We start from the raw sequence: 26268 nt of genomic DNA, 5'->3' as shown, positions 1-26268 counted from the left end.
TGGCCTCTCAGCTTAGGCTTGCCTTACTTGGCGGGAGCAAGCGGGAGCGTCACTTCCATCGTCGTTCCGCTCGACCCTGTCTCCACGATTCGGACCGTTCCGCCGTTGCGGACGGCGATCTCCCGGACCAAGGCGAGCCCTATCCCGTAGCTTCTCCGAGCATCCAGCCGAGGAGCAGTACTGCCCCGCGAGTAGCGCTCGAACACCCGCTCCGGAGTCGGGCCGGCGATGCCGCGCCCGGTGTCGGTCACGGTGAGGACGGCGGTCCCGCGGCCGCCAGCCGAGCGCGCGGCGACCCCGACCGAGATGCGGCCGCCTTCGGGCGTGTACTTGATGGCGTTGTCGGTCAAGGCGACGACCACGCGCCTGAGGGCGGCGGGGGCGACTCCAACCAGGACGGGATCGGCCGGGATGTCTGCCGTGAGGGCGATACCCCGCTCCAGCGCGAGGACGGCCAGATCGTCAACGACGTCCTGGGCGAGCCGGGCGAGATCCGTCGGCGACGCGGCGGCGTCGGGTCCCGATCCGGCGATTCCGCGCAGCAGATCCTCGATCACCGTGGCCAGCGCGGCGGAATCGTCGCGGAGCTCGGCAAGGATTGCCGCAGCCTCGCCGTCGGAGGCTAGACGCTTCTGGGCGAGCTGGATGCGGGTGTCGAGCACGGCGAGCGGCGTGCGGAGCTCGTGACTGGCATCTTGGACGAACCGCCGCTGGAGGGCGAGGGCCTCGCCGAGCGGACGCACTGCCCTGCGTGCGCTGAGCAGTCCGACCACGCCTCCCAGGACGATTCCGGCGATGCCGCCGACCACGAGGACGCCCAGGACATCGACGGCGTCGAGTACCACCTGCGGCTCGCCGCGGCTGAGGTGGGCGAGCACTTCGGCCGGCTGCGTCTTCACCCAGAGGAACACGGCGGCCGCCCCGAGCAGAAGGATGACGACGACGGCGACAGCTCCCGCGATCTGCAGCCCCACACGGAGTGCGGCACGGCGGACGGCGGCCTCATCCGAGTTCTTCGGGGGCCTCACCAGGCGCCTCCCCAGCGCGAGTTTCATTCGAGGCTCCCCAGCTGATAGCCGATTCCGTGGACGGTCCTGATCACCGAGCGGTCCGTCTTCTTCCGCAGGTAGTGGACGTACGTGTCGACTGCGCCCGGCGTGTCGCCGGCATCGAACGCCACGGCGAGCAGTTCTGTCCGCGAGTGGACGCGTTGCGGTTCCCGAGCGAGCACGGTCAGGAGAGCGGTCTCGGTGGCCGAGAGCTCCACCCGATGGCCGTAGGGAGAAGAGAGCATTCGCGCGGCCGCGTCGAGTTCCCACGAGCCGATCCGCAGGAGGTCCGCCCGTGGGGTCTCGTAGGTCCGCGTCATCGCCCGGAGGCGCGCCGCAAGCTCGTCGGCGTCGAAGGGCTTGACCAAGTAGTCGTCCGCCCCGGAGTCGAGGCCCTCGACCTTGTCCGGAACGGTGCCCAGGGCGGTGAGCATGAGCACGGGGGTGGCGATGCCCTTGGCCCGGAGGGCCTTGACGAGCTCCACCCCGTCCACGTGCGGGAGACCGCGGTCAACGACCATCGCCTCCCAGGCGCGTTCGGTCGCGAGCCGCAGCCCCTCGCGGCCGTCGGCCGCGAGGGTCACGTCGAAGTCCGCGCCGAGAAGCTCGGCGACGAGGGGGCCGAGCTGGCGATCGTCTTCGACGAGAAGCACGCGGGGCCGGGGTGTCACGATGCCCAGTCTCTACGTCAGTCCGCGGCCGGCTCCAGTTCCGGCTCGGCGCTGTCGGAACCGGCCTGCGCCTTCTTGGCCTTGCCGCGGTGCCGCAGCATCTCGATGCCGATCGGAACCACCGACGCGAGCACGATCACTACCGACAGCACATCGATGTTCTTCGCGATGAACTCGACGTGTCCGAGCCAGACGCCGAGGAGAGTGACCGAGACTGCCCAGGAGACGGCACCGAGGACGTTCCAGGCGAGGAACTTCCTGTACGGGTACCGCGCTGCGCCCGCGACCAGAGGGGTGTAGGTGCGCACGATCGGCACGAAGCGGGCGAGGACCAGGGCGCGGCCGCCGTAGCGGGTGAAGAATCCTTCCGCGCTCTCCAGATGGCTCAGCTTGAGGATCCGCGCGTCCTCCCGGAACCATTTCCGGCCGACCGCCCTGCCGATCATGTAGCCGGCCTGATCGCCGGCGACGGCGGCCAGCATCACCACGAGCATGAGGACGGGCAGGGACAGGCCGAGCTGGACGTGCAGGAGGCCCACCGTGAACAGCAGCGAGTCGCCGGGAAGGAACGGGAACAGGAGCCCCGATTCGATGAAGACGATGAGTCCCACAACGCCGAGGACCCAGGGGCCCGCATCGACAAGGAGTGAGGTGGGGTCCAGCATGGGTGGTCCTTCCGAGTCAGCGGTACTCGAGGCGCGTTACCAATGGCACGCGGGCGAGGATCGGCGGCACGAAGCGGTTCCAGAGGCCGCACCAGAGGATGATCCCCGCGATGGAGGCGGGGAAGGAGGCGATGACATCGATCGGGTAGTGAACGCCCACGTAGACCCGGGACACGGCCACGAGGCCCGAGACGACCATGCCGACGACGAGGACCCAGATACCCCAGCGCTTCTCACGGAACAGGAAATAGAGCGCGATCGTCAGGGAGACCGCGAAGCAGACGTGTCCGCTCGGGAAGCTGTTCGGGTCCATATCGGGGGAGAGCGGGTTCGCCAAGAGCGTCGGGTCCGGCCGATGCCGGTGCACGGCGTACTTGAAGATGAGGCTGTAGACCCACCCGAAGGCGCTGATCGAGGCCACGGCGAGTGCGTCGATGGGCGTCCTGCGCACGAACCACAGGACCGCTATGAGCGCGAGCAGGATGACGATCGCGCCTGAGGGTCCGAGGATCTTCTCGACCGCGAGGGAGAGCGTGTTGAGCCACCCGACGTGCTGGGTGCTCATCGTCTGGTTGACTGCCAGCTCGCTGCCCGTGAGGGCCGAGGTCGAGGCCACGAATCCGAGGACCAGGACGACGACGCTCATCGCCACCGGCGTGATGATCCAGTGGCGGAGGGTGGGCAGGGTGGCCAAACGGCTGCGCGGAGGCCGCGCCGGAGGTGCGCTGCGCGCGGCGAAGTCCGAAGAGGTCATGCATCTATCCTGCCCTGCCGTATCTAAGACGGTTCTAAGAACCGCTGAGAGGCTCCGGGAACGGTAAGATCGTTCCGATTTCCGCGAGAGCCTGTGACGTGGTTCACCCCAGCGGCCGCTGAGCCGACGCCACCGGCACGATCGTTCCGGCAGGAGGCGACGACGAGTGGGCGACACCGTGGCAGTGGGCGACACGATGGCAAGGATCGCAGCGGCAGTCCGCGACCGCCGTCGTGCCCTCGAGCTCACGCAGCAGGACGTCGCCGATCTCGCCGGGGTCTCCGAGCGCTTCGTGCGCTTCGTCGAGCAGGGCAAGCCGAGCGTCAGGGTCGATTCGCTCGCCGCGCTCCTCGACGCCCTCGGGCTCGCCCTGAATGCAGTCCCGAGCCAGACAACGAGCCAGAAGACGAGCCAGAAGGGTGCACGATGACCCGGCACCGGGTCGCCGACGTGTACAAGGGCGGCGTCCTCGCGGCGCGGCTCGAGCGTATCGACGGCGGGACCCGCTTCTCCTATCTCCCCGCCTATCTCTCAGCCCAGCGCGAGGCGGTTGCGGTGACCCTGCCGCTCAGCCCCCGCCCGGTCGACACGCCAGCGGGAGCCGTTCCGCCCTTCTTCACGGGGCTCCTGCCCGAGGGTCGACGCCTCGCGTCGCTGCGCCGCGCCGTCAAGACGAGCGCCGACGACGAGTTGGGCCTCCTCATGGCGGCAGGGGCGGATCCTGTGGGCGATGTTCAGATCGTCCCGCACGCTGAGCCGCTCGAGGCCACCGCGAGGGACGCCGAGCACGCCGTCGAGTTCGATGCCCGGCGTCCCCCCGACTTCGCGGCCCTCGTGGACGATCCGACGCTCGTGGACCCGAAGGCGCTTCCCGGCGTCCAGGACAAGGTCAGCGCCGGCATGATCTCGCTCCCGGCGGTCCAAGACGAGCGCCGGTACATCCTCAAGCTCAACGCGCCCGAGTTCCCACACGTGGTCGAGAACGAATTCCTCGTCTACCGCTATGCGGCCCGACTGAGGCTGCCGCTCAGCAGGGTTGAGCTCGTTCGGGACGTCGCGGGGCGCGCGGGCCTCCTCGTGGAGCGCTTCGACCGCCCAGCCCAGCCGAACGGCGGCACGGGTCGGCTCGCGGTCGAGGACGGCTCCCAGCTTCTGGGGCTCTACCCCGCGGACAAGTACAACGTCAGCTACGAGGAGCTGTGCCACGCGCTGGCCGAGCAATGCGCCGCGAGGCTGCCTGCTCTGCGGAACCTCGCGCTCCAGGGCGCCTTCGCCTGGCTGGTGGGCAATGGCGACCTGCACGCGAAGAACGTCTCCGTGGTCCAGGGCCTCACGGCCCCGGGGGAGTGGAGCGTAGCGCCCGTCTACGACATCCCCTCCACCGTTCCCTATGGCGACAGGTCCATGGCCCTCCCTCTGGGCGGCAAGCGGACCGGCATCTCGCGCCGGCACTTCCTGGCCTGGGCCACCGAGCTGGGCCTCCCGTCGCGCGCCGCGACGGCCGTCGTCGACCTCGCGCTCAAAGCAGCGGGCCCGCTCGTGGCGGCCCTTGAAACGGACGACGGCGGCGCCTCGCCTTTCGCCGCCGCGGTAACCCGTGCCTGGGTCAAGGAGCTCAAGCACCGCCGCCGGCTCTTCGAGGGCTGAGCCGCTTCTTCACAGACGGTCACAGACTTGTCGGCGTCAAAGTTCGGCCTCTTACACTCGCATCAGGTCATGAGCGCCAGCGTCAAACCCCGGTTTGCTGGCCGGCAACCCTCCCGCTGCGGCGGGGTGCCCCGGGTGAGGACCTGGTCCGGCGAGAGTCGCCGGTCAAGTGCAGCGCAAAGGAGATTGCTATGTCCAGCAACCCCCAGTGGTCGTTCGAGACCCGTCAGATCCACGTCGGCCAGACCCCCGATTCGGAGACCGGAGCGCGGGCTCTGCCGATCTACCAGACCACGTCGTTCGTGTTCCCGAGCGCTGAGAGCGCGGCCAACCGCTTTGCCCTCACGGAGCTCGCGCCCATCTACACGCGCATCGGCAACCCCACCCAGGACGCCGTCGAGCAGCGCATCGCGAGCCTCGAAGGCGGCGCCGCGGCCCTCCTGCTCTCCTCGGGCCAGGCTGCCACGACCTATTCGATCCTGACCGTGGCGGAGGCCGGCGACCACATTGTGGCCAGCGCGAGCCTCTACGGCGGCACGTACAACCTGCTCAAGCACACGCTCAAGAAGTTCGGCATCGAGACCACCTTCGTGGTGGATCCTGACAGTATCGAGGAGTGGAAGGCGGCGGTCCGACCCACGACGAAGGCCTTCTTCGCCGAGTCGATCTCCAACCCGCGCCAGAACATCCTGGATCTCGAGGCGGTCGCGGCGGTTGCCCACGAGTCCGGGGTGCCGTTGATCGTGGACAACACCGTTGCGACTCCCTACCTCCTGCGTCCGCTCGAGCACGGAGCGGATGTGGTGGTGCACTCCGCGACCAAGTACCTCGGCGGGCACGGCGCAGCGATCGCCGGAGTCATCGTGGATGGCGGCACGTTCGACTACGCGCAGGATCCCTCGCGGTTCCCGGGCTTCAACACGCCAGATGAGACCTACAACGGCCTCGTGTTCGCCCGCGATCTCGGCGTCGATGGCATCCTCGGCGCCAACCTCGCGTACATCCTCAAGGCGCGGGTCCAGCTCCTGCGGGACCTTGGGTCCGCCGTCTCCCCGTTCAACGCCTTCCTCATCGCCCAGGGCCTCGAGACGCTGAGCCTCCGGGTCGAGCGGCACGTGGAGAACGCCCTCAAGGTGGCCCAGTGGCTCGAGGCGCGCGACGACGTCGAGACGGTGGCGTACGCCGGCCTCCCGTCGAGCCAGTGGTACGCGCTGGGCCAGAAGTACGCGCCGCGGGGAGCGGGCGCCATCGTCTCGTTCGAGCTCGCGGGCGCAGGCGGTCTGTCGCCGGCCGACGCCGGCAAGGCGTTCGTCGACGCTCTCGCGCTGCACTCTCACGTGGCCAACATCGGCGACGTCCGCTCGCTGGTGATCCACCCGGCGTCCACTACGCACGCCCAGCTGTCCGAGGAACAGCAGCGGGCCGCGGGGGTCACGCCCGGCCTCGTCCGCCTCGCCGTCGGGATCGAGAACATCGACGATATCCTCGCGGACCTCGAGGCCGGGTTCGCGGCGGTTGAGGCCTCCGGCGGGGCGGCCGCCGAAGCTGCCCCGGTGTCTGCCGTCGCCGAGCCCGTCGCATGACAGTGGCTGATCCGCTCGCAGCAACTGCGGTTCCCGCCGTCCCGGGCACTGAGGCTCCGGTCCACCGCGACGGCGTCGTCCGAACCGTCCAGATCGGCGCCCTCCAACTGGAGGCCGGCGGGGCCCTTCCGGAGGTGGAACTCGCCTACGAGACGTGGGGCACGCTCAATGCCGACGCCTCGAACGCCGTGCTCATCCAGCACGCTCTCACGGGTGACACGCACGTGGCCCAAGGGCATGGACTGGAGCCCGGCTGGTGGGACGCCCTCGTGGGGCCCGGGAAGCCCGTGGACACGAACCGGTTCTTCGTGGTCGCAGCGAACATGCTCGGCGGCTGCTACGGCAGCACCGGGCCCAGCTCGCCCGATCCGGATGGCCGGGCTTGGGGCTCCCGCTTCCCCTTCGTGACGATCCGTGATTCGGTGCGGGCGGAAGCGCGTCTGGCGGACCGGCTGGGCATTCGTCGGTGGCACGCCGTCCTGGGCGGATCCATGGGCGGCGCCCGCGCCCTCGAATGGGGCGTCACGTACCCGGATCGGGTGCGGCACTGCGTCGTGGTCGCCATCGGGGCGTACAGCACGGCTGAGCAGATCGCGCTCGCCCAGGCGCAGCTGCTGGCCATCCGTCAGGACCCGCACTTCCGCGACGGCGACTACTACGGCGGGCCCGTCCCAGCGTCAGGCTTGGGCCTCGCCCGCCGCATCGCCCACATCAGCTACCGGTCCGAGCCAGAGTTCAGCTTCCGCTTCGGCCGGCGCGGCCAAGGCGCCGAGAACCCGCTCGAGGCCCCGGCCGGAGCGGCGTCCCGCGGTCGCTATCAGGTGGAGAGCTATCTGGACCATCAGGCGGACAAGCTCGTGCAGCGCTTCGACGCGAACAGCTACGTGATCCTCACCGAGGCGCTCATGAGCCACGATGTGGGCAGGGGGCGCGGCGGGCTGCAGCGCGCGCTTGCCTCTGCCAAGGCGGAGTTCTTCCTCGCCGCGGTGAACTCGGACCGGCTCTACTTCCCCGATCAGAGCGAAGAGCTCGCGCGGGCGCTCCCGGGAGAGGTGCCAGTGCACACGATCGACGCGAAGATCGGGCATGACGGCTTCCTCACCGAGATCGGCCAGCTCGGCCCGGAGCTGAGGCGGAAGGTCTTCACGCTCTGACCCAGGCTCGTCACCGCTCGTGCGGCGGCGTCAGCCGCGCATGACCTCGTTTCGGGCCTTCATGTACTCCTCGAGCGAGATCTTCTGGTCGGTGAACTGCTGATCGAGTTCGGCGAGCTTGCGCGCGCGGTAGCCCTGCGGTTCGCTGGTGGGAACCGGAGGAGGAACGGGCGACGGCGCCGCCTGGGGTGCCGCCGCTTGACCCGAACGCCTCTGCGGGACCGGCTCCTGCTGGCCGGGGAACGTTCCGGGCGGAATGGGCTGCTGCCACCATCCGCCGCCCGCCGGCGGAGGAATCTGCTGGCCCTGGTTCTGACCCGTCTGCTCCCTGGGAGGCGGCGGGGGAGGGAATCCGCGGGGATAGGGGTTGCCCGGGTAGCCGCCGTGGCGGTTGTAGCCGCGATCGCGCGGTGGGGTGCGCCGCCGCGGATCCTGGCCCATCCTGCGCAGGATGATCGGCACCACCCACGCGAAGATGACCACGAAGAAGAACCAGCTCATGACCGCCTCCTACTCAAGCCCTTGCCGAAGCTCCGCATCGGACGCCGCCACGGCGTCGCCCGAGCCCAAGGGCACACCCGCCCCGAACACGGGCTCCGCCGTCGGGCGCTTTGCGGACAGGCCGTCCCCGCTCGACTTGTGGCGGATTCGGCGAATGACCCAGGGCACAAAGTACTCGCGCGCCCACACGAGGTCTTCGGCGCGTGCGGTGCGCCACGAACGGCCCGGCGCGGCGGCGGGCTCCATCGGCGAGAGCTCGTGGGCCACGTTGAGGGCCTCGAGCGCCATGATGGCAATCGTGTGGTGGCCCAAGGGGGAGAAGTGCAGCCGGTCGCTCGCCCACATCCGGGGATCGGAGAGCTGGCGGAGGCTCCACATGTCGGCGATGATCGCGTCGTGCCGGGCGGCGACGGTGCGGAGGTTCTCGTTGTAGATTGCGACCTTGCCACGGATGGCCGCGAGGACGGGGGTCGACCCGATGTCGGGGCCGTTGAAGAGGAGCACCGTGGCACCCGAGTCGGCAAGCTGCCCGACGGCGGCATCCAGCTTGACGGCGAGGGCATCCGGGTCGCTTCCAGGCCTCAGCAGGTCGTTCCCGCCGGCGGAGATGGAGACGAGGTCCGGCGCGAGGGCGAGGGCAGGTTCGAGCTGGTCGTCGATGATCTGCTGCAGGAGCCTGCCGCGGATGGCCAGATTCGCGTAGGCGAAGTCGTCCTGCGTGCGGGAGAGCTCCTCGGCCAGCCGGTCTGCCCAGCCGCGGTGTCCACCGGGGGAATCGGGGTCTGGGTCTCCGATCCCCTCCGTGAAGGAGTCCCCGAGGGCGACGTAGCGATGCCAGGGGTGACGCGCCCCTTCGGCGAGTTCCGTGTCCCGTTGGCTCGTTTGGGTCATCTCACTGCTCCTGAGTCTGTATATCGGAGGTTAACGCCAATCGTGGCGTTCCTGTGCCCGGCGAGGCCTCAGGCGATAGTTGACAGTTCAAGTATGTGCCACAATGGAGTGCATGACTGAGGCGCAGACCACCCAACGCTATCCCGAGAACTACCCTGAGCCCCATGCTCTGTGGAGCCGTCCGGAGGGCGAGCGCCCGGGCACGCCTCTCATGGTGCTCCTGCACGGCTATGGCGCCAACGAAGCGGACCTCATGGGGCTCGTGCCGATGCTCCCCGAGGAGTTCACGGTCGTCTCGCTGCGCGCTCCCCAGACCCTCGCGCCTGGCGCCTACCAGTGGTTCCCGCTCATGACCTCGGATGATTTCGACTTTGCCCAGGTGGAGGCAGCCAGCGAGTACGTGCTGGAGTGGCTCGATGGGATCAGGGGGCAGCATTCATCCGTGACGCTGCTGGGCTTCTCCATGGGAATGGCGATGGCGACCACGCTCCTGCGCCGGCGCCCGGGGGACTTTGCGGCCGTCGTCGGCCTCTCCGGCTTCGCGATCGATCCCGCGGCAGGAGATTCGACCGGCACCGGAGCGCGCTACTTCCGCGACGCCGAACTCGACGGCACCGTGCCCATGTTCTGGGGCCGCGACCAGGCGGATCCGGTCATCACACCTGACAAGGTCGCCTACACGCTGGACTGGGTGCGGGGCCACGTGGACCTGACCAAGATCGCCTACGAGGGGATCCGCCACAGCATCAGCGCGCCCGAGATGGCGCATGTCGCCGAGTTCCTCAACCTCAAGGTGCTCGCGCCGGCCCAGGGCTAGCCGCGCGCGATCAGGCGCACCCGCTCGCCGTTGACCTCGACCACGTCGCCCGTCTTCAGCTGCCGCCCGCGCCGCTCCTCGATGTCGCCGTTGACCTTGACGAGGCCGTTGCGGATGAGCTCCGTGGCCTCGACCCCGTCCTCCACGAGCGAGGCGAGTTTGAGGAGCTGTCCGAGCCTGATGGTGCCTTCGCGGATTTCGACGTCGTGCATGCCGCTCACTCTATGCGCCGCGACCTCTGATGCGCCGGTACGCTTGACTCTGGACATCACCGGACCGCACCCAGCGGCCCTGATCACTATGGAGGACATGTCTTGGCACCCAAATCCCAACTGGACGCGATCGTCTCCCTGGCAAAGCGCCGCGGATTCGTCTTCCAGGCGGGTGAGATCTACGGAGGCTCCCGTTCGGCGTGGGATTACGGGCCCCTCGGCGTCGAGCTGAAGGAGAACATCAAGGAGCAGTGGTGGCAGACGTTCGTCCGCTCTCGTGAGGACATGGTGGGCCTCGACTCCTCGGTGATCCTGCCCAAGCAGGTGTGGGAGGCGTCCGGTCACGTCGCGACGTTCACCGACCCGCTCGTGGAGTGCCTCAACTGCCACAAGCGCCATCGCCAGGATCACCTCATCGAGGCCTACGAGGCGAAGAAGGGCCGCGAGCCGGAGAACGGCATGGAGTCCATCACGTGTCCCGACTGCGGCGTCACGGGCAAGTGGACCGAGCCGCAGATGTTCTCGGGTCTCATGAAGACGTTCCTCGGGCCGGTCGACAATGCCGAAGGGCTCCACTACATGCGTCCCGAGACGGCGCAGGGCATCTTCGTCAACTTCAACAACGTGGTCACCACGTCCCGCAAGAAGCCCCCGTTCGGCATCGGCCAGATCGGCAAGGCCTTCCGCAACGAGATCACGCCGGGCAACTTCATCTTCCGCACCCGCGAGTTCGAGCAGATGGAGATCGAGTTCTTCACGGCCCCGGCCGAGGCCGATGAGTGGTTCAAGCACTGGGTGGATGAGTGCTGGAACTGGTTCGTGGACCTCGGGATCAATCCGGACAACATGCGCAAGTTCGACGTCCCGGAGGACGAGCGGGCTCATTACTCGGCCGGCACGATCGATCTCGAGTACCGTTTCGGATTCCAGGGCAACGAGTGGGGCGAGCTCATGGGCGTCGCCAACCGCACGGACTTCGACCTCAGCAGCCACTCGAAGGCGTCCGGCCACGAGCTCAGCTACTTCGACCAGACGACCAACGAGCGCTATGTGCCGTACGTGATCGAGCCGTCCTTCGGCCTCACGCGGTCGATGATGGCCTTTCTCGTGGACGCCTACTCCGAGGACGAGGCGCCGAACACGAAGGGCGGAGTCGACAAGCGAACCGTCCTGCGCCTGGACCCTCGGATTGCGCCCGTCAAGGCCGCGGTGCTGCCCCTCAGCCGCAACGAGGCGCTGTCGCCCAAGGCGCGCGATCTCGGCACCGAGCTTCGCAAGCACTGGAACATCGAGTTCGACGATGCTGGTGCCATCGGCCGCCGGTACCGGCGCCAGGACGAGATCGGCACCCCGTTCTGCATCACCGTCGACTTCGACACCCTCGAGGATCACGCCGTGACCATCCGCGAGCGCGACACGATGACGCAGGAGCGCGTCTCGCTCGACAAGGTTCAGGGCTACCTCTTCGAGCGCCTCTCCAAGAACTGATCGGAGACGCACCGGATGGCCGAGCTTGCGTACCGCCCCTGGCGCACCGGGGATGACCAGACGCTCCTGCAGGTCTGGGGAGACGCCGAAGGGCCCGCCGCGGAACAGTTCCGCGGCGAGCTCGCCCCTGATGGCGGGGCGGACGACGGCGGGACGTGGCGGCGCTGTGTGGTCGCCGTGGACGAGGGGATCCCGGTTGCCGCAGGAGTCGTCTACGCCAGCGCGCTGCACCCGCGGCGGCTCTGGGCCTACGTCGAGGTCGCCCGAGACCACCGGCATCAGGGAGTGGGCACTGAGCTCCTGCGCCGGCTCCGCGAGGCGGCCCTGACGGCTCCCGGCGGCGCACGCGCGCTTCGGACGAAGGCTGTGGCGGGGAGTTCGGGGGAGGGGTTCGCCCGTGCCTCGGGCTTCGGGCTGCTCCAGCGCTCGCGCCACCTCGTGGTGCGCCCCGGCGCGCTCAAGCTCCCCGTGTTCGGCGACGGCTCCGAGCAGCAGAGCTCTCAGCTCGTCCAGGATCTGGCGACAGGCTCGGTCGAGCTGAGCGACGCCGTCGGCCGCTATTACACCTCTGTGCATGCCTGGGACCCGCCCGAGTCGCTCAGCGTGGGGAAGGCCCAGCAGCTGTTCCTCTCCGACGCTTCGGGGGCGCACGGTGCGGTCGTCCTGCGCGCGCCCGCGGCGAGCGCCTTCGGCAGCGGGGTGGCCACTGCCAAGAAGGGCCGGCTGCGGGCATTCGCCGTGAGCTACGCTTCGCCGGCTGCGGGTGCTGCCGCGGCCGATGGCGACGGCGAGCCCACCGAGGTTCTGCTGGGCCACGATCCTGATCTCGACGGCGACGACGCGCGAGACGCCGTGCGCGGGCTTCTGGCCCTCATCGCCTATCAGCATCCCGTCGTGCTGGAAGTGGACGATTCGATGGAGGCGCTCCGGGCCGCCGTCGATCCTCTTCTCGAAACCGGGGCGGCGCAGCAGCTCGGGCCCGACACGCTCATCCTCGGAGACTGACGGGTGGGTGCCGGGCATGCGCACGGGCAGGCTCCGCCCACGCCCGTCGCCGCCGCGGCGCGCCGACGGGCCACGTGGATCCTCGCCGCCGTCCTCGTCCCGCTCGGGCTCGTGACGCTCGTCGCGATGATCCTCCTGTGGCCGAGCGGGGACCGCGGCGACCTCAAGCTGGCCAACCCCTACTCTGTCGCGCAGGGCGTGACGATGGAGACGGGGACGGTGCAGTCGGTGGTGGAATCGGGCTGCACCCAGGGGCAACCCGCATCCCAGTGCACTCTGGCCGTGGCCCAGCCGGACGCCGGCGGAAGCCAGGTGCTCGTCGCGATGAACCCGGACGTGATCCTGTCGCACGGAGTCAAGGCGGGGGACAGGATCAGGTATCTCAACCTCACCGCGGTGCAGCCCCCGGGGAGTTCGGCGCCGTCGTACGTCTTCGTAGACTTCGTGCGCACCGTGCCGATCCTTTTGCTCGCCGGTCTCTACGCCGTGGTGGTCGTGGCCGTCGCACGCTGGCGCGGTTTCCGGGCGCTGCTCGGCCTTGTGGGCGCCTACGCGGTGCTCGCGGCCTTCATCCTGCCCGGCCTCGCCGAGGGGAAGCCGCCGCTCCTGCTCGCGCTCGTCGGTTCCACCGTGATCATGATGGGGGTCCTGTATTTCGCGCACGGCGTCTCGGCGCGGACCTCTACGGCGCTCCTCGGAACGGTCTTCGGCCTTGCCGTGACCGCGCTCCTCGCCTCGTGGGCCATGGACGCCGGAAATCTCACGGGGGTGGGGTCCCACGACGCGGCGTCTCTGGTGAATCTGGGCGGCAGGCTCTCGATCTCCGGCGTCATCCTCTGCGGCCTCGTGATCGCCAGCCTCGGCGCCCTCAACGACGTGACCATCACGCAGGCGTCAGCGGTCTGGGAGCTGTACGAACTCGCTCCCGCCACTCCCGCCCGGACCCTGTTCGCGTCCGCCCTCCGCATCGGGCGGGACCACATCGCCTCCACCGTGTACACGATCGCCTTCGCCTACGCCGGGGCCGCCCTTCCGGTGCTCCTCCTCGTCATGCTCTACGACCGCCCGCTGCTCGAGGCGCTCACGAGCTCCGAGCTCGCCGAGGAAGTGGTGCGGACCCTCGTCGGCTCCATCGGGCTCGTGCTCGCCATCCCGATGACGACGGCGGTCGCGGTCGCCGTCGTCAAGGCCACGGGGGCGGGGCGGCGCGCGACGGCCGCTGCGTCTGCGAGCCACATGGACTACATGTCGCGGTAGCTACACATCGCAGTAGCTACATGTCCCGGTAGCGCTTCGCCTCGCCAAGGGCGCGGGTCAGACTCTCCCTGTCGAGTCGGTGGATGTAGGCCGGTTCGTCGCGCTGGAATCGCCAGCCTTCGGCCAGCGGTCCGGCGTCGACGGTGTCGAAGCCGAACGCGTCGATGAGCCGTGCAACCTCGGACTTGGCGTCGGCGTCGTCGCCGGCGATCGCTAGGGCTCGCCGATCCGGCGACCCGGCCGGCAGGGAATCTCCCGTCAGATCCCGGGCGTAGAGGTGGTTGAAGGCCTTCACCACGCGCGAGGCCGGCAGATGGGCTTGGAGCAGCTCGGCGGTGGTCGTCTCCTCGGACTCGAGCTCGGGGATCTCGCCGTCGCGTCGAGGGTAGTAGTTGTTGGTGTCGATCACGATCTTCCCGGCGAGCTCCTCGGCCGGTACCCGTCCGATGTTCTTGAGGGGGATCGCCACGACGGCGATATCGGCAGCGGCCGCTGCCTCCCGCGCTGTGGCCGCCCGCGCCGTGGGGCCGAGTTCGTCAACGAGGTCCTTGAGGGTCTCGGGTCCGCGCGAATTGCTGAGGACCACCTCGTATCCGTTCCGCACCGCGAGCCGAGCAAGCTGGGAGCCGATGTGACCGCTGCCGATGAGTCCAAGAGTCGTCATGACCAGTCCAACCGGTGCGAGGCGGGACTATTCCCTCGGGAAGGTTATCCACATACGCCTCCTGTCCCGTCCTCCCGGGTTCGCCCGGCCGATAGCGTCGACGACATCGAAGGAAGACGGGACAGGGGACACCATGGGGAAAGCAGAACGGCTGCGGAAGATTCGGGTTCAGGAGCAGGATCCGGAGGCTCCGGACCGCTTCCTTCCAGGCTTCTCGCGGGGCGATGCGGATGTCCTGCGGCGGCATTGTGCCGAGGCCATTCGAGGTCTCGGCTACAGGGCATGGGACCGGGGAAGTCACCTCGTGATCACCGGCGGGCCCTTCCGGTCGCCTGGAGCCACGCTCGGCTTCAGCACCATCGCCCGCGAGGCAGCGCAGGTAGACGAAGAGGAGTGGCCGGCAGTCGTGGCCGAGATTGTCGGCCAGCTCGTCAGCGGAGCCCTTGCCGCACCTCCTCATCTCGGGAGGGAGGAGCTCCGATCCGAGCTTTTCCCCAGATTCTCGGCCCCCGGCAGGATTCCGGAAGGGCAACTGCAGGAGGACTACAGCTACAGTCGGCGGGTCGGCGGCTTGCCTCTTCTCCTCGCGGTCCGCCATCGCCAGACGTCCGCGTTCCTCGCCGACATCCACCTCTCGAAGGCCGGGGGGCCCGAGGCGGCGTGGGAGGTGGGGGCGGCCAACCTCTTCGAGGCTGGACTCGGTGCGCCGACGGTCTACGCGGCACCCAGCGGCGCGGCGATGGTCGTCCTCGAATCAGAGCACCCGCGCCAAGCGGCCTGGCTCGCGTACCCGGAGCGTCTCATGGAGGTTCTCGGGCTCGAGGTCGGCCCGCTCGGCGTCCTGTTCTGCATTCCGGCGCACCGGCTCCTCGGGTTTCATCTCGTGACCGAAGAGACCACGCAGGAGGACGTGGATCGGATCCGCGATCTCGCGTCGATCCTGGGGGCGGACGAGGTGGCCCCGCTCAGCAGCGAAGTCTTCTGGTGGGCCCCCGGAAAGCCAGTGACGGCAGAGATCCCAATCGGAACGCCCGCCGCCGTCCCAGAGCGCCCGCGGGAGTTTGACACAATGGATGGGTGACTGCCGTGACCACCGTTCCTTCCGAAGCCGCTGCCCCCGCTGGATCTGCGCCGGCCCGGCTCGAGCTGCCGCCGCTCAGGCTCGGTCGCCACACGATCACCACCCCTGTTGTCCTCGCCCCGATGGCGGGCATCACCAATACGGCCTTCCGTCGGCTCTGCCGTGAATTCGGCGGCGGCCTGTATGTCGCGGAGATGGTGACCTCGAGGGCGCTGGTCGAGCGTCATCCGGAGTCGCTGCGGATCATTGCCCACGACGAGGACGAGAAGGTCCGTTCGGTGCAGCTCTACGGGGTTGATCCCGTGACGGTGGGCCAGGCGGTGCGGATGATCGTCGAGGAGAACAGGGCGGATCACATCGATCTGAACTTCGGCTGCCCCGTTCCGAAGGTGACCAAGCGCGGTGGGGGCTCGGCCCTGCCGTGGAAGACTGATCTCTTCACCTCGATCGTGACGACCGCGGTGCGGGAGGCGGAGCGCGGCGGCGTTCCGCTCACGATCAAGATGCGCAAGGGCATCGACGAGGATCACCTGACCTATCTGGACGCCGGACGGATCGCACGGGATGCCGGGGTGGCCGCGGTTGCCCTCCATGGCCGCACCTGCGCCCAGTTCTATTCGGGGACGGCCGACTGGGACGCGATCGCGCGGCTCCGCGAAGCTCTGCCGGACATCCCAGTCCTCGGCAACGGAGACATCTGGAGCGCGGAAGACGCCATCCGGATGGTGAGGCACACGGGCGTGGACGGCGTCGTGGTGGGTCGCGGATGCCAAGGCAGGCCATGGCTCTTCGGAGATCTCCAAGCGGCCTTCGAGGGGCGCGCAGACCGGATCCAGCCCAATCTGGGCGAAGTGGCCGCAGCGTTCTACCGGCACGCAGAGCTTCTCGTCGACTACTTCGAGGACGAGGACAAGGCCCTGCGGGATATCCGCAAGCACGTGGCCTGGTACTTCAAGGGGTACACCGTGGGTGGCGAACTGCGTGCGCGGCTGGCCCAGGTTTCGTCGCTCGCGGGTCTCCGCGAGCTGCTCGACGAAGTCGACCCGTCGGCTCCCTACCCGGGGGCGGACGCCGAAGGGCCGAGGGGCCGGGCGGGATCGCCCAAGCGGCCCGCGCTACCGCACCGATGGCTCGAGAGCCGGAGCATGAACGACGAGCAGACGCAGGACATCGCCGCCGCCGAGCTGGATGTGTCAGGTGGCTGAGGCGCTCAAGGACGGACGCAACGTCCTCGGCGCCTACACCGAAGAGGACAGCCGGCGCTGGGTGGCCGAACCCAGGAAGAAGAGCTATCGGAGCGACTTCGAACGGGATCGCGCCCGCGTGCTGCATTCGTCGGCGCTGCGCCGGCTCGGTGCCAAGACCCAAGTCGTGGCACCGGACACCGACGACTTCGTCCGCACGCGTCTTACACACTCGCTCGAGGTTGCCCAGGTGGGACGTGAGCTCGGCCGGGTTCTCGGCTGCGACCCGGACGTCGTCGATGCCGCGTGCCTGAGCCACGACCTCGGGCATCCCCCGTTCGGCCACAACGGGGAGAGCGCGCTCAACGAGATCGCACACCGGATCGGGGGCTTCGAGGGCAATGCCCAGACTCTGCGGCTCCTCACGCGCCTTGAACCAAAGGTGCTGGACCCTGAAGGCCGGCCGGCCGGGCTCAACCTGACCCGTGCAAGCCTCGACGCGGCCTGCAAATACCCTTGGACCGCAAGGGATGCCCCGCTCGTCCACGGTCAGCGCACCAGCAAGTTCGGTGCCTACGAGGACGATCTGGCGATCTTCGAGTGGATTCGTCAAAGCGCTCCACCGGGGCGGAGCTGCATCGAAGCCCAGGTGATGGATCTCTCGGATGACATCGCCTACTCGGTGCACGACGTCGAAGACGCCATCGTGGCGGGCAAGTTCCAGCTCAGGTGGATGGCAAACCCCGACCATCGGGCGAGGGTCATCGGCTACACCCAGCAGTGGTACCTGCCCCACAGCGACCCGGCGGAGATCGATGCCGCCCTCGCGCGGCTCGAGTCCACGCCCGTCTGGGTACTCGAGGCGGACGGCTCGAGAAAGTCGATGGCGGCGCTCAAGAACATGACCAGCCAGCTCATCGGCCGGTTCTGTGACAGCGCGCTGGGACTGACCCGCGCCGCATACGGGGAGTCCGCCCTCACACGCTATGCGGGCGAGGTCGTCGTGCCTCAGGAGACGGTGTTGGAGATTGCCGTCATGAAGGGGCTGGCGACCACCTTCGTCATGACCACGGATCATCGCCAGCCCATCTATGAGCGGCAGCGCGAGGTGCTCCACTCCCTGGTCTCTGCCCTCAGTGCAAGCGGAGACCGGCATCTGGAGCCGATGTTCGCAGCCGACTGGCGAGCCGCGGACGACGATGGGGCGCGTCTCCGGGTGGTCGTCGATCAAGTCGCGTCGCTGACCGACGCATCCGCTCTCGCCTGGTACGAGAGGCTCGTCGGAAGCCTGCCCAGTCTGTGGTGACTAAGGTGGTGGCGTGGCAGGCCTGATCAAACCGGAAGACATCGCCGAGGTGCGTGCGCGCACCGACATCCGTGAAGTCGTCGAGGGGTATGTCACCCTCAAGAGTGCCGGGATCGGTTCGTGGAAAGGTCTTTGTCCATTTCACGACGAGCGCTCTCCCTCGTTCCATGTGCGCCCGCAGGTGGGCACCTATCACTGCTTCGGCTGCGGCGAGAGCGGTGACGTGATCAGCTTCGTCATGAAGCTGGACCATACGGCCTTCGCGGAGACCGTCGAGAAGCTGGCAGCGCGGATCGGCTACGAGCTCCACTACGAAGAAGGCGCAGGACCGCGCCGCGAAGAAGTCGGGCGGCGTCAGCGCCTGCTCGATGCCCACAAGATCGCCGCGGAGTTCTTCCGCGACCAGCTGTTGACCCCCCCTGCTGCCGGCGCACGGCAGTTCCTCTTCGACCGGGGATTCGACCGCACGGTGTCGGAGCAGTTCGGCGTCGGGTTTGCGCCCCAGGGGTGGGACGGCCTCCTCAAGCACTTGCGGGGCAAGGGCTTCCGGGACGACGAGCTGAAGTTGACCGGGATGTTCTCCGAGGGCAATCGGGGGCTCTACGATCGCTTCCGTGGACGTCTGATCTGGCCCATCAAGGACATCGCCGGGGATGTCATCGGCTTCGGAGCGCGGCGTCTGTTCGACGACGATCAAGGTCCCAAGTACCTCAACACGCCGGAGACCGCGCTCTATAAGAAGTCGCAGGTCCTGTACGGGATCGACCTCGCGAAGCGGAACATCGCGAAGAAGCGCCAGCTCGTCGTCGTCGAAGGCTACACAGACGTCATGGCCTGTCACCTCGCCGGGGTCGATACGGCAGTTGCGAGCTGCGGCACGGCCTTCGGGAGCGAGCACATCAAGATCGCCCGTCGCCTTCTGTCGGATGACGGGACCGGGGGAGAGGTCGTCTTCACGTTCGACGGCGACGCGGCCGGGCAGAAGGCCGCGCTCAAGGCGTTCGAGGAGGACCAGCGCTTCGTCGCACAGACCTTCGTGGCGGTGGAGCGCAGCGGGATGGACCCCTGCGAGCTGCGCCAGCACTGCGGCGACGCGGCTGTCGTTGCGCTGATCGATTCGCGGCGGCCCCTGTTCGAATTCGCGATCCAGGCCTCACTCCGCAAGCATGACCTCAACACGGTGGAGGGCCGGGTCGCCGCGCTGCGGGAAGCGGCGCCAGTCGTCGCCCAGATCCGCGATCACGCCATCCGTCCCGCCTACACGCGAGAGCTCGCGAAGTGGCTCGGGATGGCGCCCGACGACGTTTCCCGCGCCGTGGGCGCCGCAAGTCGCCGCGCGCCATCGTCTGCGCCAGCCTCGGCACCGACCCCGGCCCCCGTCGAAGGCTTTGCGCCCCAGCGCTCTGCACGACCCGATCCTCGCGACCCTGTGGCGACGATGGAGCGGCAAGCGCTCGAAGTCGTCCTCCAGCACCCAGACCTCTTGGACGACGACGCGTGGCTGCACGTGGGGCAGGCCCATTTCACGGCGCCGGCCTATCAGGCGGTCCACGCTGCTCTCGGAGCGGCAGGGCGTCCCGAATCAGGGCGTGAGGGACTTGCACGCTGGATGGAGCGGATCCGCGACGAGTCCCCGGAGCCGCTCCGCCCTCTGCTTGCCGAGCTCGCCGTGACACCGTTGCCTGCCGCGACCCCCGAATCCCTCGAACGGTACTGCCGGGACATCCTCGCCGGCCTGTTCGAACTGCAGATCACGGCCCGGAAAGCCGAGCTCATGGGCCAGCTCCAGCGGCTCGAACCGGACGCCTCTGCGGACGAACGGCACCGGCTGAACCGGGAGCTCATGGAGCTCGAGCTCCGGCGGCGGCAGCTCCGTCAGAGGGACTGAGCCGATTTCCGGTCGGGGCCCCCATCCTGCTACTCTGGACCGCGTTGCGCCTTCCCCCGTAGCTCAATTGGCAGAGCATTCGACTGTTAATCGAAGGGTTACTGGTTCGAGTCCAGTCGGGGGAGCTTGGAGCTGTCTGCCCTCGTGAGGGCAGACAGCCCATTCCCCCGTAGCTCAATTGGCAGAGCATTCGACTGTTAATCGAAGGGTTACTGGTTCGAGTCCAGTCGGGGGAGCCACTACCCGGAATATCATGGATCCATGGCCGCGCAGAGGGTGTCGTTGCCTGCGGGATGGACCCGCTACGAGGGCCCACTCCTGACGATTTGGCGGGTCCGGTACGAGCGGATCTACGGTGATGGATCCGCGGAGCACTACGCCGACGGGATGTTCGTCCGCGATCACCGGCGCCCCATCGCCCAGTGGATCAACTACTCCGCCAACTCCGCGCTGCTCGTAGCCCCTGAAACCCCCGCCGGTTGGCCTGTCCAACGGTTCGCGATCTACTACGCGCCGCCGGGCGACGGACTTGAGCCTGTGCTGACGGCCAGGCACGAGTGGCAGCCGCGGGGTCCCCGCGGGTCCACCACCGACGCCGATGCCTTCGCGGCCGCCGTCGTAGCCGCCGAGCAGTTCCTCGTCGCCGAAGCGGCTTTCGGGACTATCGGCTGACTTCATCTGCTGCTGAAGCCGCCTCTCTGCCCGCATTCACCCCTGCTTGGCCCGCTGACAGCGGGGTCGATGGTAGCTTTGGTGACGGACCGCCACGGTCCTGTCAAGAGAATGCCCGAAGGGGAAGGGGCCCAGCGATGAGTGGACGCCACACGCTTGCCGGGAGGCGGCCGCGCCTCGCGGCCCTGCCGGACCTGGTGGGCCAGGCGGCACGGCTGGGGCCCCGTCAATTCAACGACGAGGTCGCGCTCGCCAAGTACGAGCTGAAGGATCGCGGGACTCAGGCCGGAATCGGGGCGGCCCTCTTCGGTGTCGCCCTCGTCTTCCTCGGCCTGCTCGTCATCGCGCTCGTCGTCGCAGCGATCCTTGGTCTGGCGACGATTATGCCCGGGTGGCTTGCCGCCCTCATCGTCGGGGCTGTGTGCCTTGTCCTCCTGCTGATTGCCTCGCTGGTGGGCGTCGGCAGGGTCAAGAAAGCCATGCCCCTGATCCCAGCCGAGGCAATCCGTAGCTTCCGCCATGATCTCGGCGTGATGAAGGAGGGGCGCACCTTCGACCCGCGGGTTCTCGACCCCTCTACAATCCAGTACAAGCGGGCCAAGGCAGCGAAGGAAGCCGCCGAGGCCAAGGCAAAGATGGAGAAGGCCGCAGAGGACCGGGCCCACGGACGCATCAAGCCGCCGACGCCCAGCGAAGCGGAGCTTCGCGAACGCATCGCCAAGCGGCGCGACCATCTTCTTGACGTCAGGGATGATCTGGTCGAGGAACTCGACGTCAAGCGCCAGGCTGAAGGCCTGGCCGAGGATGCCCGCGAGAGCTTCTACCGGCTCCGCGCGGCCGCCCTCTCCATGGCCCGTTCGGCGACGGCGCGTGCGACGGCCCGGGGGGCGGAGACGCCGAGTGCGTCGTCGGCAGCCCGCTCGTCGGAGAGCGGTCCAGCAGCTCCGAATGCGGTAGGCGAGGCGGTCAGGGAGCGCTGGGCCCCGATCGCCGCCTTCGCGGTGTCGACGACGGCCTTCGTGGTCCTCCTGCGCAAGCTGGTCCAAAGCTGAGGCCGCCGGCCTCTTTACGGGGTATCCGATGAGGATGTTCGGTGCTGGTTCCCGGCCCGGACGGCCGGCTGTCCACCATGACCGCGTGCTGACGATTCCCAACGTCCTCACCGTTATCCGCTTCATGGGCGTGCCCTTGTTCATGTGGCTTGTCCTGGGCGCGCGGGAATACGGCTGGGCCGTCCTCGTCCTGGCGCTCCTGGGCGGGACGGACTGGGTGGACGGCTACGTCGCCCGCCGCTTCGACCAGACCTCCAAACTGGGGCGCATTCTGGATCCTGCGGCGGACAGGCTCGCCCTGCTCGCCGTGGCTCTCACGCTGGTCCTCGCGGACGTGGTCCAGTGGTGGTACCTTGCTGCGCTCGTGGTGCCGGACGCCATTCTCGGCGCAGCCTCCCTCTTCTATTTCCACAGCCACCCTGATCTTCCGGTCAGCCGCGTGGGCAAGCTGCGGACGGCGCTCCTGCTGATCGGAACGCCGCTGCTTGTGGTCTCGAAACTGCCGCTCCCGGGGGCCGACGCCTACCTCGTCGCCGCATGGGTCTTCCTGAGCCTCGGCCTCGCGGGGCATTGGGTGGCTGGCTACAACTACTTCTGGGCCATCGTCCGCAAGGGCCGCCCCGTGCGCGGCGGGCGGCGATCCGAGGACGACGGTGCCCGCGGCATTGGTGGGGTGCGCTCCTGATGGTGTGGTTCGCCGTCATCCTCGCGCTCCTGGGAGCCCTGTTCCTCGCGCTCGGAGCACAGCGCCAAGGCAGCGCTGTGAAGTTCGACACGGGCGGTCTCGGGCTGAGCTCGAACGGCTTCTTCCGGCTGCTCCGAAATCCCCGCTGGCTTCTGGGTCTCTTCCTGCTGTTCCTCGGGCTCGTGTCGAACATGGTCGCCCTCATTTCGGCGCCGCTGACCGTTGTGCAGCCCATCGGTGCGATCGCCCTCGTCATCACGACGGTGGTGAACTCCAAAGATCAGGGGATCACGCTCAACCGTGCGACCGTCGTCGCCATTACCGCCTGCGTCACCGGATCCGCCCTGTTCGTCCTCCTGGCTGTGAACGCGACCCAGGAGAACCACAACGTCTCCGCCACCGAAGAGCTGACGATCGTGCTTCTCCTGACAGTCGCCATCGCCGTGTTCGGCAGTCTCGCCGTGGCGTTGCGCCAGCGGCTCAATGCGTTCGTCTTCATCCTCGGCGCGGGCGTCCTCTTCGGCTTCGTCGCGGTGCTGACACGGATCATCGGACGCCAGCTGCTCGACCCGAACGGGCTGTTCCTGCTGAACGTGCAGTGGTACTCGATCATCGCGATCGCTGCGGCGGGCGGCCTCGGTTCGTGGTTCGTGCAGAACGCCTATTCCTCCGGGCCGCCGGACCTCGTCATCGCCGGCCTGACGGTGATCGACCCTATGGTGGGGGTGGCGATCGGCATCGCCATCCTCCACGAGCTCATGCCCCACGTGCCGCCCGTGGTGGGGATTGCCATGGCTGCTGCGGCCCTCATTGCTATCGTGGGTGTCATTGCCCTGTCCCGGCACCATCCCGAGGTGACCAGCCGACGGAACGAGGCCGCCCGTGAACTCCGGGGGTCCGCTGAGCCAGGACAGTGACCGGCCGACCAGAAGAGGAACCGTGACTCCATCCGACCCTGAGCCCGACCGCGCGGCACAGAGCGCCAAGCCGCTGACGATCCTGATCGGCGCCGACACCTACCCGCCTCATGTCAATGGCGCGGCGCAATTCGGCTACCGCCTCGCGAAGGGAATGACAGCGCGCGGCCACAATGTCCACGTGCTCGCGAGCCGCTCGGAGAAGGGCAAGAGCTTCAGCGAGTTCAGGCCGGAGGCGACAGTGCACCGGCTCCGCTCCCACTCGGTGCCGACCCACCCGTACTTCCGCGTGGTGTTCCCTTGGGAGATCAAGAAGGAAATCTCCCTCTTGTTCGATCGTGTCCAGCCGGACGTCGTGCACATCCAGAGCCATTACATGATTGGCGAGCACGTCCTCTACGAGGCGGCCAGGCGAGGGATTCGGATCATCGCGACGAATCACTTCATGCCGGAGAACCTCAACCCGTTCCTTCCGTTCCCCCAGTGGTTCAAGGACATCGTCGGCCGGGTGTCCTGGAAGGACATGGGCAAGGTCATGGGCAAGGCGAATGTCGTCACCACTCCCACGCCGCTGGCCGCAGAGGCCATGCGGAATCATGCCTTCCTCCACAAGGTCATCCCGCTGTCGAACGGGATCGACGCCCATGCCTATGAGTTGCGCCCGGGCGAGCAGGCCCGCAGGAATCCCTGGCCCACGGTGCTCTTCGCCGGACGTCTTGCCGAAGAGAAGAACATCAATGTCCTCATCGACGCGGTTGCCAAGCTGCCAGCCCAGCTCGATGTACACCTCGAGATTGTGGGCGACGGCGAAATTCGCCACCGTCTTGACGCCCAGGTCGAGCGGCTTGGCCTTGGCGGGCGTGTCCGTTTCCTCGGATTGGCGTCCGATGAGGAGCTGCGCGAGGCGTATCTGCGCGCCGACGTGTTCTGCATGCCCGGCACCGCAGAGCTTCAGTCCCTCGTGACGCTCGAGGCGATGAGCGCCTCGACCCCGGTGGTGCTCGCGGACGCCATGGCGCTGCCGCATCTAGTGCGCGACGGCGACAACGGCTTCCTCTTCCGGCCTAACGACAGCGACGACCTCGCATCCAAGATCGCGGCGATTCTGGAACTGCCCGAGGCCGAGCGGCTCGCGATGGGCAAGGTCAGCCACGAGATGGTGCAGAAGCACAGCATCACGTACACGCTCGACACCTTCGAGGCGCTGTACCGGGGCGCGGACACCATTCCACCCCACGTTTGATCGGCCTCTCAGGAGACCGACTAGGATGGGAAGGCCCGGGTGCACTGCGCCCGGGCTGGGGGGCTATAGCTCAGCCGGTTAGAGCAGGGGACTCATAATCCCTTGGTCCTGGGTTCAAGTCCCAGTAGCCCTACCAGGCCCCGGAATCGTTCTGGATTCCGGGGCCTTCTCGTTGCCGCCCGTCAGCCGATGGGCTGCGGCTGATGCTATGCCTGAGGTTCTTCGCCTCTGGCGTTCCAGGCGTGTTCGCGCTCGAGGTGATCCTGTGGGCCCTCGTATGCGGCCAAGTCATGCCAATCGCGGGGGAGGGCTTCCGGCTTCTGGTCGCCGACGAGGGCCGAGACCTCGCGTCCAAGGGCGAGGAGGGCTTCTCTTGTCGAGTCCGGGGCATGGGAGATCCCGGGAATGTGAAGTGCATCCGGATCAGATTCGCTCACATCCAGCCCCAGAGAGCGTGCCGCCGCCATGACGATCTCCGTCGCGCTCGCCCCAGTGGCCCGTTGAAGGCCCCGAATCGTGTCCGGGTCAGGGAAGTTCTTCAGCGGCGAGTTGATGAGTTGGAATAGCCGCTTGCCTGTGGGCACGCCCCCGCATGCCCGCGACATGGCCTCGAACGACCATCGGCGGGCAGACTTCACGTCTGCCAGCAACGACGCAAGGTCCTGCTGACTCATCACGGTTCCCTCATCCTTGTTCCAACCTCTGAATCTTAGGCAGCTTGGCGCCGCCGTCGCTGACATTGCTGCAGGCCATGCCTAAGAAGTGCCTAACTTTTCCAACCTGCCAGCGCTGGCTTGGCGCGGAAGATGCCCAAACGGTGCCTAAGATTTGCCTAACTATACTTCAATTTGCGTTACCTCTGACTTGACGAAGATGCGTTCCCCCAGATTGAATGGCTTCACTGCATGCTTTGGGGGTCGGACGTACCGAAGGGGGTGGCACGCCGAGATGCGGATGAGGCTCGTTGCGCGTGACATCCTCGTGGATCAGATGGCCCGGAAGGGATGGACGAACCGCAGCCTCGCCGAGTATGTGGGCTGTGCTCCGGGGACCATTGACAATCTCGTGGCAGGGCGGACTCGATCAGTGAATGGCCCCAAGAAGGCTCGGCTTATCAGCGAGGCCCTCGGCTTGCCTGTTGAGATCTTCTTCGTACCCGTTTTGTCTAGCAATACTAGGCAGTCCGAGAAGGGAGGCGGGGAAGGCGAGGACTAATCCGCAGCGGCCGTAGAGCCGCAGACCATCAATTCGTTCATTTCGCATGGAAGTGAGGAACTCATGAACCTACTCCTGGCAAGGGGCGCCGTGGCAGGCGCTGTGCTGACATCAACAATCCGGGAACGAGCAGAAATCGCCGCCAGCTCGCAGTACCGGACCGACCGGTGGGCCGTCTTCATCTTGGTCCCTCTGGCGCTCATCGTGGTCTTCGGCGTTTTCACTGCGTGGTGGATCGCGTGCCAGCAAAAGGGCATGTATCCCGCGCTTGACTTCCCGTCGTGGAACTCGGGTGGCACCTTCAAGGCCTACTGCAAGGCCTGACGGACAGTGATGTGGGGGCTGGTGTGATTTTCAGCGTTGACGTCCACGGCGTCGGGAAGCGATACGGAAAGCAGGTCGCGCTGTCCGATTTCAGCCTGCGTCTGGAGGCCGGCAAGATCTATGGCCTGCTGGGCCCGAACGGCTCCGGAAAGACGACCGGCCTCCACATCCTCACGGGACTCTTGACCCCCACGGAGGGCTCGGTCCTCATCGGGGTGTCGGCGACTCGTGAAGACTGACCCTCTGGGGTCGCGTGAATTTTGACCCCCTCCGCGACGCTTGGAGGGTGTTGGGAGTGGAGGATTGGGCCGAGATCCGTCGTCTGCATCGCGCGGAGGGCGTG

The 26268-nt window shown here is 67.7% G+C and carries 28 protein-coding genes, 3 tRNA genes and 1 riboswitch; of the genes, 22 read left to right on the top strand and 9 right to left on the bottom strand.

The features are described 5' to 3' along the window. Positions 1–23 precede the first annotated feature (23 nt). Genes E5679_RS08575 through E5679_RS08560 form a run of 4 tightly spaced genes read right to left on the bottom strand, consistent with a single transcriptional unit; the run spans position 24 to position 3139 of the window. Positions 24–1055: a sensor histidine kinase gene (locus tag E5679_RS08575; RefSeq protein WP_138414810.1), complete on the bottom strand. Its 1032-nt coding sequence runs from the start codon at positions 1053–1055 to the stop codon at positions 24–26. Continuing rightward, entirely contained in the window at positions 1052–1720 is a 669-nt protein-coding gene (locus E5679_RS08570; RefSeq protein ID WP_338055897.1) for a response regulator transcription factor, read from the bottom strand. Before E5679_RS08570 ends, E5679_RS08575 begins: the two co-directional genes overlap by 4 nt. Before the next feature lie 17 nt (positions 1721–1737). Next, complete coding sequence (locus E5679_RS08565) at positions 1738–2385, bottom strand: DedA family protein (RefSeq protein WP_138414805.1); 648 nt, start codon at positions 2383–2385, stop codon at positions 1738–1740. Positions 2386–2401: 16 nt separating this feature from the next. Further along, positions 2402–3139 carry a phosphatase PAP2 family protein gene (locus E5679_RS08560; RefSeq protein WP_138414803.1) on the bottom strand — a complete coding sequence of 246 codons (738 nt, stop codon included), beginning with the start codon at positions 3137–3139 and terminating at the stop codon, positions 2402–2404. A 166-nt stretch (positions 3140–3305) separates the two neighbouring features. Between E5679_RS08560 and E5679_RS08555 the strand changes: the two genes are divergently transcribed. The 4 genes from E5679_RS08555 to metX all read left to right on the top strand — a co-directional run bounded on the left by E5679_RS08555 (position 3306) and on the right by metX (position 7523). Next, the gene (locus E5679_RS08555) at positions 3306–3569 is read left to right on the top strand and encodes a type II toxin-antitoxin system Y4mF family antitoxin (RefSeq protein WP_249336029.1); all 264 of its coding nucleotides are present in this window, start codon (positions 3306–3308) and stop codon (positions 3567–3569) included. Next, the gene (locus tag E5679_RS08550) at positions 3566–4786 is read left to right on the top strand and encodes a type II toxin-antitoxin system HipA family toxin (RefSeq protein ID WP_138414800.1); all 1221 of its coding nucleotides are present in this window, start codon (positions 3566–3568) and stop codon (positions 4784–4786) included. The genes E5679_RS08555 and E5679_RS08550 overlap by 4 nt, the downstream gene beginning before the upstream one ends. 65 nt (positions 4787–4851) lie before the next feature. Further along, positions 4852–4964, top strand: a riboswitch (SAM riboswitch). A gap of 13 nt (positions 4965–4977) precedes the next feature. Then, on the top strand, positions 4978–6369 hold the full coding sequence (locus tag E5679_RS08545) for a bifunctional o-acetylhomoserine/o-acetylserine sulfhydrylase (protein ID WP_138414798.1): 1392 nt from the start codon (positions 4978–4980) through the stop codon (positions 6367–6369). After that, complete coding sequence (gene metX, locus E5679_RS08540; protein ID WP_138414796.1) at positions 6366–7523, top strand: homoserine O-acetyltransferase MetX; 1158 nt, start codon at positions 6366–6368, stop codon at positions 7521–7523. The genes E5679_RS08545 and metX overlap by 4 nt, the downstream gene beginning before the upstream one ends. Before the next feature lie 30 nt (positions 7524–7553). Here metX and E5679_RS08535 read toward each other — a convergent pair whose 3' ends face one another. Both E5679_RS08535 and E5679_RS08530 read right to left on the bottom strand, forming a co-directional pair. Beyond that, a complete protein-coding gene (locus E5679_RS08535) occupies positions 7554–8024 on the bottom strand; it encodes a hypothetical protein (RefSeq protein ID WP_138414794.1) in 471 nt (156 codons plus the stop codon). A 9-nt stretch (positions 8025–8033) separates the two neighbouring features. Then, the gene (locus E5679_RS08530) at positions 8034–8915 is read right to left on the bottom strand and encodes an SGNH/GDSL hydrolase family protein (protein ID WP_138414792.1); all 882 of its coding nucleotides are present in this window, start codon (positions 8913–8915) and stop codon (positions 8034–8036) included. 112 nt (positions 8916–9027) lie between these two features. On the opposite strand from E5679_RS08530, the gene E5679_RS08525 reads away from it, so the two are divergent. Further along, positions 9028–9732, top strand: a complete 705-nt coding sequence (locus E5679_RS08525; protein WP_249336028.1) for an alpha/beta hydrolase — start codon at positions 9028–9030, stop codon at positions 9730–9732. On the opposite strand, the gene E5679_RS08520 is transcribed toward E5679_RS08525, so the two are convergent. After that, positions 9729–9944 carry an RNA-binding S4 domain-containing protein gene (locus E5679_RS08520; RefSeq protein WP_138414788.1) on the bottom strand — a complete coding sequence of 72 codons (216 nt, stop codon included), beginning with the start codon at positions 9942–9944 and terminating at the stop codon, positions 9729–9731. The two genes, E5679_RS08525 and E5679_RS08520, sit on opposite strands and share 4 nt — an antisense overlap. Positions 9945–10046: 102 nt before the next feature. Between E5679_RS08520 and E5679_RS08515 the strand changes: the two genes are divergently transcribed. The 3 genes from E5679_RS08515 to E5679_RS08505 are packed head-to-tail and all read left to right on the top strand — an operon-like array spanning position 10047 to position 13694. Continuing rightward, positions 10047–11432, top strand: coding sequence for a glycine--tRNA ligase (locus tag E5679_RS08515; protein WP_138414786.1), 1386 nt, complete (start codon positions 10047–10049; stop codon positions 11430–11432). Positions 11433–11447: 15 nt separating this feature from the next. Continuing rightward, the gene (locus tag E5679_RS08510) at positions 11448–12437 is read left to right on the top strand and encodes a GNAT family N-acetyltransferase (RefSeq protein ID WP_138414784.1); all 990 of its coding nucleotides are present in this window, start codon (positions 11448–11450) and stop codon (positions 12435–12437) included. A 3-nt stretch (positions 12438–12440) separates the two neighbouring features. Beyond that, complete coding sequence (locus E5679_RS08505; protein ID WP_138414782.1) at positions 12441–13694, top strand: YibE/F family protein; 1254 nt, start codon at positions 12441–12443, stop codon at positions 13692–13694. 16 nt (positions 13695–13710) lie between these two features. Here the strand turns inward: E5679_RS08505 and E5679_RS08500 are convergent, their stop codons facing one another. Next, on the bottom strand, positions 13711–14358 hold the full coding sequence (locus E5679_RS08500; protein ID WP_138414780.1) for an NADPH-dependent F420 reductase: 648 nt from the start codon (positions 14356–14358) through the stop codon (positions 13711–13713). A 133-nt stretch (positions 14359–14491) separates the two neighbouring features. Here E5679_RS08500 and E5679_RS08495 point away from each other — a divergent pair, with 133 nt between their 5' ends. From E5679_RS08495 to E5679_RS08440, 12 genes are all read left to right on the top strand, one after another. Beyond that, the gene (locus E5679_RS08495; protein WP_138414778.1) at positions 14492–15439 is read left to right on the top strand and encodes a hypothetical protein; all 948 of its coding nucleotides are present in this window, start codon (positions 14492–14494) and stop codon (positions 15437–15439) included. Then, the gene (dusB, locus tag E5679_RS08490; protein WP_420821066.1) at positions 15436–16644 is read left to right on the top strand and encodes a tRNA dihydrouridine synthase DusB; all 1209 of its coding nucleotides are present in this window, start codon (positions 15436–15438) and stop codon (positions 16642–16644) included. Before E5679_RS08495 ends, dusB begins: the two co-directional genes overlap by 4 nt. Next, entirely contained in the window at positions 16628–17929 is a 1302-nt protein-coding gene (locus tag E5679_RS08485) for a deoxyguanosinetriphosphate triphosphohydrolase (protein WP_138414776.1), read from the top strand. Before dusB ends, E5679_RS08485 begins: the two co-directional genes overlap by 17 nt. 13 nt (positions 17930–17942) lie before the next feature. After that, the gene (dnaG, locus tag E5679_RS08480) at positions 17943–19817 is read left to right on the top strand and encodes a DNA primase (RefSeq protein WP_138414774.1); all 1875 of its coding nucleotides are present in this window, start codon (positions 17943–17945) and stop codon (positions 19815–19817) included. 52 nt (positions 19818–19869) lie between these two features. Next, a tRNA-Asn gene (locus E5679_RS08475) sits at positions 19870–19942 on the top strand. 38 nt (positions 19943–19980) lie between these two features. Beyond that, positions 19981–20056 (top strand) — tRNA-Asn (locus tag E5679_RS08470). 22 nt (positions 20057–20078) lie between these two features. Then, complete coding sequence (locus tag E5679_RS08465) at positions 20079–20489, top strand: hypothetical protein (RefSeq protein WP_138414773.1); 411 nt, start codon at positions 20079–20081, stop codon at positions 20487–20489. A gap of 137 nt (positions 20490–20626) precedes the next feature. Beyond that, positions 20627–21541 carry a phage holin family protein gene (locus E5679_RS08460; protein ID WP_138414771.1) on the top strand — a complete coding sequence of 305 codons (915 nt, stop codon included), beginning with the start codon at positions 20627–20629 and terminating at the stop codon, positions 21539–21541. 28 nt (positions 21542–21569) lie between these two features. Further along, positions 21570–22226, top strand: coding sequence for a CDP-alcohol phosphatidyltransferase family protein (locus E5679_RS08455; RefSeq protein WP_138414768.1), 657 nt, complete (start codon positions 21570–21572; stop codon positions 22224–22226). Further along, positions 22226–23143 (top strand): DMT family transporter, encoded by a 918-nt coding sequence (locus E5679_RS08450; protein WP_138414766.1) that lies wholly within the window; start codon positions 22226–22228, stop codon positions 23141–23143. Before E5679_RS08455 ends, E5679_RS08450 begins: the two co-directional genes overlap by 1 nt. A 22-nt stretch (positions 23144–23165) precedes the next feature. Then, on the top strand, positions 23166–24386 hold the full coding sequence (locus tag E5679_RS08445; protein WP_138414764.1) for a glycosyltransferase: 1221 nt from the start codon (positions 23166–23168) through the stop codon (positions 24384–24386). Between the two features lie 59 nt (positions 24387–24445). After that, positions 24446–24522 (top strand) — tRNA-Ile (locus E5679_RS08440). Between the two features lie 70 nt (positions 24523–24592). Here E5679_RS08440 and E5679_RS08435 read toward each other — a convergent pair. After that, positions 24593–25060: a hypothetical protein gene (locus E5679_RS08435; RefSeq protein ID WP_138414762.1), complete on the bottom strand. Its 468-nt coding sequence runs from the start codon at positions 25058–25060 to the stop codon at positions 24593–24595. A gap of 604 nt (positions 25061–25664) precedes the next feature. Here E5679_RS08435 and E5679_RS08430 point away from each other — a divergent pair. Further along, positions 25665–25925: a hypothetical protein gene (locus E5679_RS08430; RefSeq protein ID WP_138414760.1), complete on the top strand. Its 261-nt coding sequence runs from the start codon at positions 25665–25667 to the stop codon at positions 25923–25925. A 23-nt stretch (positions 25926–25948) separates the two neighbouring features. Further along, on the top strand, positions 25949–26164 hold the full coding sequence (locus E5679_RS08425; RefSeq protein WP_171042295.1) for an ATP-binding cassette domain-containing protein: 216 nt from the start codon (positions 25949–25951) through the stop codon (positions 26162–26164). The last annotated feature ends 104 nt before the right edge of the window (positions 26165–26268 follow it).

The sequence above is a fragment of the Sinomonas gamaensis genome, assembly GCF_005876955.1.
In the GTDB taxonomy this organism is placed as follows: domain Bacteria; phylum Actinomycetota; class Actinomycetes; order Actinomycetales; family Micrococcaceae; genus Sinomonas; species Sinomonas gamaensis.
This window is presented reverse-complemented; position numbering and strand designations above follow the sequence as displayed.

What these genes read in the sequence shown, in the direction of transcription:
- E5679_RS08535 (WP_138414794.1), bottom strand. Translation starts at nt 8,024, where the DNA reads ATGAGCTGGTTCTTCTTCGTGGTCATCTTCGCGTGGGTGGTGCCGATC.
- E5679_RS08565 (WP_138414805.1), bottom strand. Translation starts at nt 2,385, where the DNA reads ATGCTGGACCCCACCTCACTCCTTGTCGATGCGGGCCCCTGGGTCCTC.
- E5679_RS08465 (WP_138414773.1), top strand. Translation starts at nt 20,079, where the DNA reads ATGGCCGCGCAGAGGGTGTCGTTGCCTGCGGGATGGACCCGCTACGAG.
- E5679_RS08495 (WP_138414778.1), top strand. Translation starts at nt 14,492, where the DNA reads ATGGGGAAAGCAGAACGGCTGCGGAAGATTCGGGTTCAGGAGCAGGAT.
- E5679_RS08550 (WP_138414800.1), top strand. Translation starts at nt 3,566, where the DNA reads ATGACCCGGCACCGGGTCGCCGACGTGTACAAGGGCGGCGTCCTCGCG.
- E5679_RS08455 (WP_138414768.1), top strand. Translation starts at nt 21,570, where the DNA reads ATGAGGATGTTCGGTGCTGGTTCCCGGCCCGGACGGCCGGCTGTCCAC.
- E5679_RS08460 (WP_138414771.1), top strand. Translation starts at nt 20,627, where the DNA reads ATGAGTGGACGCCACACGCTTGCCGGGAGGCGGCCGCGCCTCGCGGCC.
- E5679_RS08485 (WP_138414776.1), top strand. Translation starts at nt 16,628, where the DNA reads ATGTGTCAGGTGGCTGAGGCGCTCAAGGACGGACGCAACGTCCTCGGC.
- E5679_RS08575 (WP_138414810.1), bottom strand. Translation starts at nt 1,055, where the DNA reads ATGAAACTCGCGCTGGGGAGGCGCCTGGTGAGGCCCCCGAAGAACTCG.
- E5679_RS08545 (WP_138414798.1), top strand. Translation starts at nt 4,978, where the DNA reads ATGTCCAGCAACCCCCAGTGGTCGTTCGAGACCCGTCAGATCCACGTC.
- E5679_RS08450 (WP_138414766.1), top strand. Translation starts at nt 22,226, where the DNA reads ATGGTGTGGTTCGCCGTCATCCTCGCGCTCCTGGGAGCCCTGTTCCTC.
- E5679_RS08510 (WP_138414784.1), top strand. Translation starts at nt 11,448, where the DNA reads ATGGCCGAGCTTGCGTACCGCCCCTGGCGCACCGGGGATGACCAGACG.
- E5679_RS08435 (WP_138414762.1), bottom strand. Translation starts at nt 25,060, where the DNA reads ATGAGTCAGCAGGACCTTGCGTCGTTGCTGGCAGACGTGAAGTCTGCC.
- E5679_RS08520 (WP_138414788.1), bottom strand. Translation starts at nt 9,944, where the DNA reads ATGCACGACGTCGAAATCCGCGAAGGCACCATCAGGCTCGGACAGCTC.
- E5679_RS08560 (WP_138414803.1), bottom strand. Translation starts at nt 3,139, where the DNA reads ATGACCTCTTCGGACTTCGCCGCGCGCAGCGCACCTCCGGCGCGGCCT.
- E5679_RS08525 (WP_249336028.1), top strand. Translation starts at nt 9,028, where the DNA reads ATGACTGAGGCGCAGACCACCCAACGCTATCCCGAGAACTACCCTGAG.
- E5679_RS08500 (WP_138414780.1), bottom strand. Translation starts at nt 14,358, where the DNA reads ATGACGACTCTTGGACTCATCGGCAGCGGTCACATCGGCTCCCAGCTT.
- metX (WP_138414796.1), top strand. Translation starts at nt 6,366, where the DNA reads ATGACAGTGGCTGATCCGCTCGCAGCAACTGCGGTTCCCGCCGTCCCG.
- E5679_RS08530 (WP_138414792.1), bottom strand. Translation starts at nt 8,915, where the DNA reads ATGACCCAAACGAGCCAACGGGACACGGAACTCGCCGAAGGGGCGCGT.
- E5679_RS08430 (WP_138414760.1), top strand. Translation starts at nt 25,665, where the DNA reads ATGAACCTACTCCTGGCAAGGGGCGCCGTGGCAGGCGCTGTGCTGACA.